12 protein-coding genes are annotated in these 11,661 nt (G+C 68.0%); 8 read left to right on the forward strand and 4 right to left on the reverse strand.

The window, feature by feature from the left end:
• The first annotated feature begins 383 nt into the window (after positions 1–383).
• A complete protein-coding gene (locus MFF07_RS02065) occupies positions 384–614 on the forward strand; it encodes a hypothetical protein (RefSeq protein WP_147816855.1) in 231 nt (76 codons plus the stop codon).
• A 640-nt stretch (positions 615–1,254) separates the two neighbouring features.
• The gene (locus MFF07_RS02070) at positions 1,255–1,488 is read left to right on the forward strand and encodes a hypothetical protein (protein ID WP_147816848.1); all 234 of its coding nucleotides are present in this window, start codon (positions 1,255–1,257) and stop codon (positions 1,486–1,488) included.
• A gap of 131 nt (positions 1,489–1,619) precedes the next feature.
• On the opposite strand, the gene MFF07_RS02075 is transcribed toward MFF07_RS02070, so the two are convergent.
• Complete coding sequence (locus MFF07_RS02075) at positions 1,620–3,236, reverse strand: phosphoenolpyruvate carboxykinase (protein WP_147816847.1); 1,617 nt, start codon at positions 3,234–3,236, stop codon at positions 1,620–1,622.
• Between the two features lie 360 nt (positions 3,237–3,596).
• Here MFF07_RS02075 and recR point away from each other — a divergent pair, with 360 nt between their 5' ends.
• Together recR and MFF07_RS22465 are read left to right on the forward strand one after the other, a co-directional pair.
• Positions 3,597–4,202 carry a recombination mediator RecR gene (recR, locus tag MFF07_RS02080; RefSeq protein WP_147816846.1) on the forward strand — a complete coding sequence of 202 codons (606 nt, stop codon included), beginning with the start codon at positions 3,597–3,599 and terminating at the stop codon, positions 4,200–4,202.
• Between the two features lie 273 nt (positions 4,203–4,475).
• Complete coding sequence (locus tag MFF07_RS22465; protein WP_187272491.1) at positions 4,476–7,727, forward strand: S8 family peptidase; 3,252 nt, start codon at positions 4,476–4,478, stop codon at positions 7,725–7,727.
• 67 nt (positions 7,728–7,794) lie between these two features.
• Here the strand turns inward: MFF07_RS22465 and MFF07_RS02095 are convergent, their stop codons facing one another.
• On the reverse strand, positions 7,795–8,064 hold the full coding sequence (locus tag MFF07_RS02095; RefSeq protein WP_147816844.1) for a hypothetical protein: 270 nt from the start codon (positions 8,062–8,064) through the stop codon (positions 7,795–7,797).
• Between the two features lie 107 nt (positions 8,065–8,171).
• Positions 8,172–9,314 carry an alpha/beta fold hydrolase gene (locus MFF07_RS02100; protein ID WP_238230565.1) on the reverse strand — a complete coding sequence of 381 codons (1,143 nt, stop codon included), beginning with the start codon at positions 9,312–9,314 and terminating at the stop codon, positions 8,172–8,174.
• A 194-nt stretch (positions 9,315–9,508) separates the two neighbouring features.
• Between MFF07_RS02100 and MFF07_RS02105 the strand changes: the two genes are divergently transcribed.
• Positions 9,509–9,823, forward strand: a complete 315-nt coding sequence (locus tag MFF07_RS02105) for a type II toxin-antitoxin system RelE/ParE family toxin (RefSeq protein WP_238230566.1) — start codon at positions 9,509–9,511, stop codon at positions 9,821–9,823.
• Positions 9,820–10,146: a helix-turn-helix domain-containing protein gene (locus MFF07_RS02110; protein ID WP_147816841.1), complete on the forward strand. Its 327-nt coding sequence runs from the start codon at positions 9,820–9,822 to the stop codon at positions 10,144–10,146. Before MFF07_RS02105 ends, MFF07_RS02110 begins: the two co-directional genes overlap by 4 nt.
• A 15-nt stretch (positions 10,147–10,161) precedes the next feature.
• Here the strand turns inward: MFF07_RS02110 and MFF07_RS02115 are convergent, their stop codons facing one another.
• On the reverse strand, positions 10,162–10,482 hold the full coding sequence (locus MFF07_RS02115) for a helix-turn-helix domain-containing protein (RefSeq protein ID WP_238230567.1): 321 nt from the start codon (positions 10,480–10,482) through the stop codon (positions 10,162–10,164).
• Positions 10,483–10,742: 260 nt separating this feature from the next.
• Between MFF07_RS02115 and MFF07_RS02120 the strand changes: the two genes are divergently transcribed.
• Both MFF07_RS02120 and MFF07_RS02125 read left to right on the forward strand, forming a co-directional pair.
• Entirely contained in the window at positions 10,743–10,991 is a 249-nt protein-coding gene (locus MFF07_RS02120) for a hypothetical protein (protein WP_147816840.1), read from the forward strand.
• 149 nt (positions 10,992–11,140) lie between these two features.
• Positions 11,141–11,656, forward strand: a complete 516-nt coding sequence (locus MFF07_RS02125) for a peptide deformylase (RefSeq protein ID WP_147816839.1) — start codon at positions 11,141–11,143, stop codon at positions 11,654–11,656.
• The last annotated feature ends 5 nt before the right edge of the window (positions 11,657–11,661 follow it).

Raw genomic sequence — 11,661 nt, forward strand, 5'->3', positions numbered from 1 at the left:
TGGCACATTTTGCTCCATGCGCCCGATCGAAGGATGCGGCGTCCTGCCGCATATGTTCGAGAGAGCGTTTTGATTTCAAGGCTTTGGCTGATGACGCCGCTGGTCCTGTCTCGAATTAGGTCGGCCTCGCCGTTGCCCGCTCCCGACGCCCCCGATGCCGCTGGACGCCCGCGCCCGGCACAAGGTGACGGCTGCCGGAAGAGACGGTTTTTCTCTAAAATTCACGGGTTCGTGAGCTGAGAAAGCTAAGTTCCGAATAAATATCGGCGTCGTTGCAGATAAAGTCGGATCGTGTTCGAATGATTTTAGAAGAAGACAGGGCAGCGCTTCTTCCGCAGCTGAGAGTGATCTTCGCTGCATTTGGATCGAACCGGAGAATATTTATGTCGCAGAACTTCGACACCATTCGCGAGCTCAGCCTGACCGAGCTCGATCAGGTGGGTGGAGGCCAGTCCGAACTGTCGGTGAGCGTCGGCGGCCTGAACGAACTGATCGACACGGTCCATTCGATCCCGGCCGGCGCCGTCAGCAACGTGCGGGGGCTCGTCGAAAATCTGGCGGGCGGCCTGCTCGGCTCGGTCGGCGGGCTGCTCGGCGGCTTTGGCGGCAAGTAGGCGACAGCGGACTGCGGGCGATCCGGCCGGCAGCCGAGACCCCGGCTGCCGGCCGGTCGCGGTGACTATCCGCCCTGCGCGCCTTGTTTTCGCCATGTTTGAGTCGGGGCCCGAAAGGTAGTCCGCAATTCGATTGCCCCGGCGGCAACCTGATCGGCTGCGTCCGCCGAACAAAAATCATCAAATGATAAGACGGAGTTGCGGCCGCATGCCTTCGCGAGTGCCCCGTTTAAGGCGCTCAGACTGCGCGAATCTCAGGTTGAATACAATCAAAGTATGCGGCATTTTGGCACAGTATTTCTGAAAAACATTGTTCCATCAGAGGCTTGCCGGGGCAGCCTGAAAGCATTCCACGCCGTGCCTCCGAATGCGGTTCGCGGCACGATGCTGCAACGCGGCGATCCAGAAAAGCTCAACGGCTTCGGGTGGATGCCGGGTCGATCGCTGCGGCCGCGAGACGCATCTGAAAGCTCAGATTGACCACGGCTGCCATAAACGGGGCGGCAGACCGGGTTGATCTGGTGGCCGATGAATGGTCACGTTGATGAGCGATGCGTAACCAACGCTTCGTGATGAGGTTTGAGGCCGGTTCTTCTTACAGAAGATCTTGCCTGTAGCCTGTCATTTCAGGAGAAGATTTATGTCGCAGAACATCGAGACCATCCGTGAGCTCAACGCTTCGGAGCTGGATGCCGTCGGTGGCGGCCTCGGCATCGGCGTCGGTGCCACCGTCGACCTCAGCCAGGAGCTCGGTGCCGTATCCGGCACGATCGGCCAGGTCGGCGGCCTCGTGAGCGGCCTGCTCGGCACCGTGCTCGGTGCGGTTGGCGGCGTTCTCGGCGGCGTGACCGGCGCGGTCGGCCTCGGCAAGTAAGCCGGCCCGACAATGCCGGCGGCGGCAGCGAGGCCCCCCTCCTCGCTGCCGCCGCTCGGCTTTCGCGTGAGCGGACATCCGCGCATCATCCCGGCCCGCGAACCGGAAGCCACGTGGCTGGACGATGCGGATCAGGCCGCGATGGACGCCACCGGCTCCGCCGCCCGCACGTCGGCGTCGACATGATCCTCGAAGCGCTTGAAGTTCTCCCGGAACATCGCGACGAGCCGGGTCGCCGTCTCGGCAAAAGCCGCCTTGTTCTGCCAGGTCTTCACCGGAGCCAGGACGTGCGGCTCGACGCCCGGCACGAAGTCCGGCACCGCGAAGCCGAAATACGGATCGCGCCGGAATTCCACTTTCGAGAGCGAGCCGTCGAGCGCCGCGGCCAGCAGTCGCCGTGTCACCCGGATCGGCATCCGCCGCCCGGTGCCGACGCCGCCGCCGGTCCAGCCGGTATTCACCAGCCAGCAATCGACGTGATGCTTGGCGATCAGCTCGCGCAGCAGATTGCCGTAGACGCTCGGGTGGCGCGGCATGAATGGCGCCCCGAAGCAGGTGGAGAACGTCGCCTCCGGGCCGGTCAGCCCGCGCTCGGTGCCGGCGACCTTGGCCGTGTAGCCCGACAGGAAGTGGTACATCGCCTCCGCGCCGGTGAGCTTGGCGATCGGCGGCATCACGCCAAAGGCGTCGCAGGTGAGCATCACGATGTTCTTCGGATGCGCCGCCCGGCCGGTGGCGCTGGCGTTGGCGATGAAGTCGAGCGGGTAGGCGCAGCGGGTGTTCTCGGTGCGCGAGGCGTCGTCGAAATCCGGTACGCGGGAGAGCGGGTCGATCACGACGTTCTCCATCACCGTGCCGAAGCGCTCGGTGGTGGCCCAGATCTCGGGCTCGGCGTTGCGCGAGAGCCGGATGGTCTTGGCGTAGCAGCCGCCCTCGAAGTTGAAGATGCCGTTGCTCGACCAGCCGTGTTCGTCGTCGCCGATGAGTTTTCGCGAGGAATCGTTCGAGAGCGTGGTCTTGCCGGTGCCCGACAGGCCGAAGAACAGGGCCGAATCGCCGGTTTCGTCCAGCGCCGCATTGGCCGAGCAGTGCATCGGCATCACGCCGGCGTCGGGCAGCATATAGTTCAGGAAGGTGAAGACCGACTTCTTCATCTCGCCCGCATAGGCGGTGCCACCGATCAGCACGAGCTTCTGCGCGAAATCGATGGCGATGACGGTCTTGGAGCGGCAGCCGTGCCGGGCTGGATCGGCCTTGAAGCTCGGCAGGTCGATGATCGTTATCTCCGGCACGTAGGCGCCCAGCGATTCCCGCTCCGGCCGGATCAACAGGTTGCGGATGAACAGTGAGTGCCAGGCGAACTCGGTGAAGACCCGCGCCTTGATGCGGTGGGCCGGATCGGCCCCGCCGAACAGGTCCTGCGCGAACAGCTCGCCGCCCTCGGCATGGGCTATGAAGTCCCGATGGAGTGTCGCGAACTGCTCGGGCGTGATCGAGCCGTTGTTCTCCCACCAGACCTGCGTCTCGGTGGAGGCGTCGCGCACGACGTACTTGTCCTTGGGCGAGCGGCCGGTGTGGTTGCCGGTCTGCGCCACCAGGGCGCCGCCGCGGGCGAGTTCGGCCTCGCCGCGCTTGAGGGATTCCTCGTAGAGGCGCGGGGCCTCGAGGTTCCAGTGGACCGCCTTCAGGCCGCGGAGGCCGATCGCCTCCGCGCCGTGGCCCGCATTGAAGTCGCCGATATCGCTCACGTCGTTCTCTCCTCGGGCCCCTGATCGCAGCCGCCTTCCGGCCTGGGTCTCGTCGTGTCCCGGAGCGTCCGCGCGGTCGGTCAGGTCCGCCGCGCGCAGGTTCACCGCTCCGTGATCCCTCCGGATTGGGTCCGCGTTGGTTTGCCGTCAATAAAACTTTAGACCGATCGACAATTTTTTTGAACGCAACCGCCAGCGACATCACGCTCGTGGAGCCGGTCGGTTGCCGGGGGGGGGCTAATGTCTGTCGGTGCGGGGCGCATGCCTATCTAAGGACCGGAGGCTTTGCGCCGGTGCCGGCCCGACGGTATGGCGCGGGGCCGTGCCGTCTCCCGTTCAGCCGCGAAGTCCCCCTCCCCCATGCCCCAATCCGTCGCCGGCCCGGAGATCGAGCGCCTGATCCAGCTGCTCGCGCGCATGCCGGGCCTGGGTCCGCGCTCCGCGCGCCGGGCGGCCCTGCAGCTCATCAAGAAGCGCGACACCCTGCTCGGGCCGCTCGCCGAGGCGATGCGGGTGGCGGCCGAGCGCATCGTGGTCTGCTCGTCCTGCGGCAACGTCGACACCAGCGAACCCTGCACGATCTGCCGCGACGCCACCCGCGACCCCTCGACCATCGTGCTCGTGGAGGACGTCTCCGACCTCTGGGCGCTGGAGCGCTCCGGCGCGGTCAACGCGCGCTACCACGTCCTCGGCGGCGTGCTCTCGGCCCTCGACGGCGTCCGGCCGGAGCATCTCAACATCGAGCGGCTCGTGGAGCGCGCCAGCGACCCGGCGGTGAAGGAGATCATCCTGGCCCTCAACGCCACCGTCGACGGCCAGACAACCGCCCACTACGTCACCGACGCATTGCGCCACCTCGGCCTCACCATCACCCGCCTCGCCCACGGCGTGCCGGTGGGCGGCGAGCTCGACTATCTGGACGAGGGCACGCTCTCGGCGGCGATCCGGAGCCGGACGGCGTTTTGAGGGGCGAGAACGCGTTCCGATCGGCAGCCGGTTTCAATTCGATCGTCCCGAACGACCCATTGTTTCCGAGTGTTGCCGGCGCGGCACATCGGGGCGGATCGATTATGCCTAGTCGTGATCCGTACTGGCCTCCATGAAGATTGCGTATGCTCGACATACAACTTTAAATGGCGGAGGCAGGAAAGATAAAGTCAAGTAATGTTCGGGGACAAAATGAGACGATCGGGCAGTGCGCGGCCGCTTCGTGGCAATAACGCGCGGTCGTTTCGCACGGTGGGTCTGGTCGTCGTCGCGACGGTGCTGGTCTCCGCATCCCGCCCTGCCCTGTCTCAGACGCTCGATCTTTCCACTTTCAGTTATTTCCCGCAGCGCACGACGCCGGCGACTGCTGCAGACCCCTACGGTTACGCCCTCGACCGGCCGAGCCTCCCGGCCGGCACGCCCCAGACCACCGTGTTCGAGTTCAACGCCAACTGGGGCAACCTCGCAGTCGGACAGGCGGCCGCCCTGAACACCACCGCAACGCGGGCCGGCCTGCCCGTCAACGGCCTGACCGGCCTCGGCGTTACGGTCGCGGTGATCGACAGCGGCATCGACGCCCAGTTCCGGACGGCCAACCCCGCCGACGGCTTCTCCAGTATCCACCCCGAATTCGTGGGCCGGCTCGACACCCGCAGCCGCGCCTTCCTAGCCGAAGGCGGTGCAACTCTCGACATCCTCGACCGCGACGGCCACGGCACGCACGTCGCCGGGACCATCGGCGCGAACCGCAACGGCGTCGGCATGATGGGCATTGCCCCCGATGCCAACATCGTCGCCCTGAAGGGCATCGGCGCAAAGGGCGAGCCCGTCTTCGATTCGGAAGCGGCCCTGGCCTACGCCGCCTCCCTTCCCGACGTGCGCGTCGTCAACGGCAGCTACGGCCCGACCATCGTAGCGAACACCACGATCTGGCAGACCGGCGATCTGACGAGCGAACTCGCTGCGGTCCGCGCGGCGCTGACCGCCGGCAAGGTTCTCGTCTTCGCCAACGGCAACGACTTCGCCTCGGCCCCGGTGGTCTCGCGCAACCCGACCGGCATCGCGCTGTTTCCGTTCATTCGGCCCGCCAATGCGGGGCTCGGCGTCTACAACGACGGCGGCCGCAACTTCGACTTCTCGTCGTTGGCCACCCTGCCCGGCAGCATCATCGCAGTCGCCAACGTCGATGCGAGCCTCAAAATCTCTCCCGATTCCAACCGCTGCGGCGTGACCGCGAACTGGTGCGTCTCCGCGCCCGGCGGCGGCACCGACGACGGCGCTGCGGCGATCCTCTCGGCCTATCCGCGCGCCGTGGCCGGCACCAATGTCGGCCCTTCGGCGCAGGAGACCTACCGGGCGATCACCGGCACCTCGATGGCGACGCCGCACGTCTCCGGCGTGCTCGCTGTGCTGTTCCAGGCCTTCCCGGCCTATTCGCCGCTCGATATCGTGCGCCTGCTCTTCGCCACCACGCAGGATCTCGGCACTCCAGGCATCGACGATATCTACGGCCGCGGCCTCGTCCGCCTGGACCGTGCCTTGAGCGCCCCCGCCATCGATCCCGCGGCGGCCGCGAACACCGCGACGCTGACGGCCGGCGAGACGCGCTACTGGTCGGCCCCCGTCACCGCGAACGGCACCCTGACCGTCACCGGGGCCGGCCGCGAGCAGGGCGCCGGCAGCGAACTCGTCGTCGCGGGCCGCACCACCCTGCGTGGCGCGGTGCGGGCCGAAGCCGTCGACGTCGAGGTCGACGGCACCTTGACGACGCCACTGCTGACGATCGCGCAGAACGCCTCGCTGAGCGGCGAAGGCGACATCTTCGGCAACGTCGACGTGAAGGGCCTGTTCAGCCCCGGCTCGGGCAACGGTGGCGACCTCGTGATCCACGGGAACGCCACGCTCGGCGACAGCTCGCTGTTCCACGCCCTGATCGACGCCTCCGATGCAGAGGACGGCGTCGTCGACTACAGCGTCGCCGTCGTCGCCGGGCAGGGCCATGGCTTCCGCGTGGCGGGCGCCTTGGTATTCGACGTGTTCGGAATCACCGGCACCAATCGGATCGGCGGTATCGGCTCGAAATTCCCGCTGGTCCTCGCCGCGGACGGCGCCAGCATCCTCGGCCGTTTCGCCAGCGTGAGCGTCACAGCGGAGAACGGACTGACCGGCCTGCCCGCAGCCTCGCGCATCGACCTCCTGTACCGCCCCGATGCGATCGTCGGCGCCATCACGCCTGCCGCCTATGCGCGCCTGGAGGCCAACGGCGTCGCCCTGAGCGACCGTCAGCGTGCCGTCGCCTCGGCCCTCGACCGCGCCCGCGGCCAGCCCGGCGACGCGATGAGCGACCAGGCTCTCGCGGTGTTCGACCCGCTGTTCGGCCAGTCGGCGGCTGACCTGCCGCGCGTGTTCGAGCAGCTCTCCGGCGCGGGCAGCAGCGCCAACGCCCAGGCCTCCGTCGAGGATTCGCGCCGGTTCACGAGCCTGATCGGCGGCCGCCTCGACGCCCTGCGCTCGGGCACGGCCGGAATCCAGGGCGATTTCGCGCCGAACCTCGCCACCGCCTCGACGGGTACCGGCGGCCTGTTCGTCTCGCCGACGGCCTTCGTGCCGACGACCTTCACGGCCTTGGCCGGTACGCCGACGGGCGTGGCGGGGCCGGGAGAGGCGCGGTCCGGAACCGGCCTTTGGGGCCTCGGCTTCGGCAACGGATACCGGGTCGGCGCCGACACGTCCGGGCCGGGCCTGCGCGCGCAGGGCGGCGGCCTGATGCTCGGCGCCGACCGGGCGATCGACCCCTCGCTCCTCGTCGGCGCGGCCTTCGGCTACGCCCGATCGAGCACCACGTCCTCGGGGACGCGGGGCACCTCCGACACCTATCTCGGCGCAGCCTATCTCGGTTACCAGCGCGACGGCGTCGAGGTCGATGCCATTGCCGGCCTCGCCTACGCCACCCTCGATTCGCTGCGGTCCTTCGCGCCGTTCGGCGGCGTCATGACCGCCCGTGGCCGTGCCGACGGACTTGGTGCCGTCGCCTCCGTCGAGGCCGGATACCGGTTCCTGGTGCCGACGGAGGCCGGCCTCCTCGGCATCAAGCCGCTCGTCGGCCTCGCCTACAACGACCTGCACCGCTCGGGCTTCGCCGAGACGGGAGCCTCCGGCTTCGGGCTGAGCTTCGCGGGCCAGACCTTCGGGCGTGCCACGACCTTCGCGGGCGTCTCCACCGGGCTCGATCTCGTGACGGCCGGCGGCCTCGCGATCCGGCCCGACCTGCGCCTCGGCTGGACCCACGACCTGCTCGATGCGAGCCCCTTCACCACCACCGCGCTGCTCGGCCTACCCTTCCGGACGCGCGATGCCTGGCCCGGCCGCGACGGGGTTCTGGTCGATGCGCGGGTGACGCTGTGGTCCTACGAGTCGGTCAGCCTGTTCGCCGGCTATCGCGGCGAGTTCCGCTCCAGCGCCGCCAGCCATCAGGGCCATGCCGGCCTGCGCGTGAGCTGGTGAGGATGCGGGGAGCACCGGCGGCGTTCCAGGACGGTTCGGCGGAACCGCGGGCCTGCCGGACGCCCGCTCACACCTTCCGGCATCGCGCCGGCCCGTCCCCCGAGACCGAGCGATGGACCAGGCGGCCCCCGGCGGCTTCGCATCCGGCCCGGATCACTGCCTCGGGGCGATGGAACCCCCAGACCGCGATCATCGGTGCCACCATCGTGAACACGGTGGCCAGCATCAGGAAGCCTGCGACCCAGCCGTGATCGGGTGTCGCCTTCGGCGGCTCCGGACGCGGCGCCGGCATCGGACCGAGGAAGGCCAGCAGGGGGAGCCACTGGAGAGTGCTCATCAGGCGCGCCCGCACGGTCGAAGGGTCGGCGGAGGCTGAGCCCGAACCGGTTCGGCGGCAACGGGTTTCACCTGTGACGCATCGGCGCCCCGGTGCGGCGGCGTCAGTCAGGCGCGACCGGGCACAGCGCCGACCGGAGTCGACATCCGCGGTGCCTTGGGAGCCTTGCCGGCCGGCGCCATCAGGTCGTCGACGGCGCGTTCCACCGGGCCGATCCCCGCATAATGAATCATGTGGCCGAGGCCGGGCAGGACCTTCAGCGTGCTGCCGGCGATCTCGCCGTGCAGCCGGCGCGACTGCTCGTCCACGTCCACCACCGCGTCGGCATCACCGGTGAGGATCGCCACCGGCAGTTGCAGCCGCGGATAGGTCTGCTGCAGGCCGCTCGCTGCCGTATTCATGGTGGAGGCATCTTCGGTGGAGGCGCGGAGCTGCGTAGCGCCCATGGCGATCTCCACCGGAAACTCGGCCTCGAAGCGCGGCGGCACCGCCTGCGGCCGGAAGACGTGCCGGAAGGCCTGCGCGGCGACGAGGCGGCCCATGGCCGGGTTCATCATGGCGCGGGCAGCCTCGCCGATACCCGGCATCGCCAGCGTCTTCGAGAGCGTCACGTCGGCGCGGCGGCTCGGGTAGTAATAGCCGGAGAGCAGAACGAGGCCGCGCAGCTCGCGCAGGCCGCCGGCCGCGAGCGCCAGCGCCACCAGCGTCCCCCAGGAATGCCCGACCACCAGGGGCCGCTCGACCTTCAGTGCCTCCAGGACGCGGTGGACGAGCGCCGCCTGCTCGACGGCGGTCCAGATCCGGGCGCGCGGCCGGGCCGTATGGCCGAAGCCGGGCCTGTCGATGGCGATGACCCGGTAGCGGGTCGCCAGCCGCTCGATCAGGCCGCAGATCGCAAAATCCTCGGCCATGGTGCCGTTGCCGTGCAGCAGCACGACCGGCCGGCCCCTGCCCCGGACGATGGTGTGCACGCGCAACTGGTCGATCGCGACGAAGCGGCCGGGCGCTTTTCGCGATGCGTCCGCTTTGCGGGCACGAACCGTCGCGCCTGTCTTGGGTGTGCCTGTCTTGGGTGTGCCTGTCTTGGGGGCGCCGGCCTTCTTGATGCCGGCAACTTTGGCGGCGGCCTTGGGTTTCGTCCGGACCGCCGATCGGGGCGGCTTGGCCGCCGCCGTCAGGAGCTTGGTGAGCTGCGCGGCGCCCCTGCGGACGGCCCGCTTGGCGCTGCGGCGAGTGCCGAATGGGAACACGGAGAAACCTGGGGCTGCGGTCGCGGATCGCCGGTGCGGGTCGACGGGCCGAGTATCCGCATCATGCGTGCCGGTTTCGTGGCGGGGGTGTGCGGCGATGTAGCGTGCGCTTGGCCTGCCAGCGAATGCCTCACGATCTACCACTGCAAAGTCGTAGCAAATTGTCGTAGTATCCACGGATGAAGGTCGTTCGCTTGAAACCCTACATGCGTGCGATGAAAAGCCTGGGCCTTGGAGAACAGGCCCAGGTCCAGATCGAATCCGTGATCGCCAAGGCGCCCGATGCGCATCCGATGATCCGCGGCCTGCGTGGGGTCCGCAAGGCGCGCTTTCCTCTGCCGGGACGAGGGAAAAGCGGCGGCGGCCGAGCCATCTACTATGTCGCGATCGCGCCGGGCTTGCTCTTCATGATGACGGCTTACCCGAAGAATGAGCGGGACGATCTTTCGCCGGAGCAACGGAAAGCGATCCTCGAGGCAATTGCCGGGATCAAGGGAGTAGAGCCATGACGCGCACCAACCAGTCTGTTGTCGGCTCCCGTGTCGGCGATGATCTCGTCGAGGCTTTCGAGGAGATGGCAGCCTATCTGCGCAGTGAGATCGCCGTCGAGAGCTACGAGTTGCCCGATGACCTTTTGACGCCTGAGCGTGTTCAGACGATCCGACGCAAGGTCGCGACCTCGACGAAGGAGTTCGAGCGCCAGTTCCGCATCTCCGCGCGGACGATGGAGGCCTACGAACAGGGACGTCGGCGCCCCGACACCGCCATGCAGGCTCTCCTGCGGATCATCGAGAAGGAGCCGGAGGCCGTGCGCCGGGCTTTGGCGTCATAGGGGTCGAGGCGGTTCTTATTTCGACGCGACGGTCTCGGCTGACCGGGCCTTGAGGATGTCGAGAAGCCGTTTCGCCAAATCGAGACTCGCGTTTCCCTTGTCTGGCGGTCCCCTGCCGTAGTGCTCCGGGGGCATACCGGCCTCGTCGGCAACCTGCGCGCTGACGCGGGCACGTTCTACGACACCGAGGGCGAAGCGCAGGAAGGCCGGGCCGTTCTCTTCAATGGCGGCGGCGAGGGACTCGGCTACGGCCTCGTTCGTATCGAGGTACTCGGCGGAATCGTGCGGCTCGGTACCGGCCGAGATGCAATCCGCCGCTTCGGTGAGCAACGCCATTCTGAATGCGGGATCCCGTTCGGCCCGCGCATTTACGATGTCCCAGAAACTTCGGGTCGCGACCATCGCGCGCCCTCCTTCGTCCACCTTGTGTCGTCGTGCCGGAGCGCCCGTATCTCGACAATCGAGCTCAGCGAGCAGCGACGGACGACTCCGCATTCCACCGACGTGCGTCACCGCACCTCGATTCCGCGAACCCCAGCGAACTCACTGGCAACGGTCGCCCCCTGCAGACCGCGTTCACCGGAAAGGATCACGTCATGACCCTTCGCTTCGCTTCTCTCGCCGCCGCCCTCGTCCTCGGCCTCGCCGCCCCGGCCTCCCCCGCTTTCGCGCGGAGCTACACCCTTCCGGCCGGCATCGGCTGGACGGTTCCGGCCTCCGATGCGGGCTCCGCACGTGCGGCCCGTCGCGACCATGCCGACGACTCGGCCAAGATGGGCAATGCCGAGCAGAACGCCCGGTCCGTGCCGAATTACGGCGCGACCTCGGGTGGCCCGGCCTACTGACGGCATCGCGTCCCGCGCGGCGGCGGATCGGGCGCGATCCGGCCGCCGTGACGCGGCGAAGTTCGGGATTTGACCGTCCGCAGGCCGCCCCCTATGCGAAAGGCTTGTCCGGCGCGCCCCATGGCGCTGCAATCGAGCCCGCCCTGCCCATGACGATCCGTCCCCTGGTGATCCTGCCCGATCCCGTTCTGCGCCAGACCTCCGAGCCCGTGAGTGCAATCACGCCCGAGATCGAGGCGCTGGCCAAGGACATGCTCGATACGATGTACGACGCCCCCGGCGTCGGCCTCGCCGCGATCCAGATCGGGGTGGCGAAGCGCGTCGTGACGATCGACACCAACAAGGAAGAGGACGCGCGCGACCCGACGGTGTTCATCAATCCCGAGATCGTCTGGTCTTCGGAAGAGCTGCGGATCTACGACGAGGGCTGCCTCTCGATCCCCGAATACTATGGCGAGGTCGAGCGTCCGGACCGGGTCCGGGTGCGCTACATGGACTTGAAGGGCGACACGGTGGAGAAGGAGGCCGACGGCCTGCTCGCCACCTGCCTGCAGCACGAGATCGACCACCTCAACGGCGTGCTGTTCATCGACCACCTGTCCAAGCTCAAGCGCGACCGGGTGATCAAGAAATTCGCCAAGGCCGCCAAGCGCGACGCCGCCTGAAGCTG

The organism is Methylobacterium thuringiense (assembly GCF_022179645.1).
Taxonomy (GTDB): domain Bacteria; phylum Pseudomonadota; class Alphaproteobacteria; order Rhizobiales; family Beijerinckiaceae; genus Methylobacterium; species Methylobacterium thuringiense.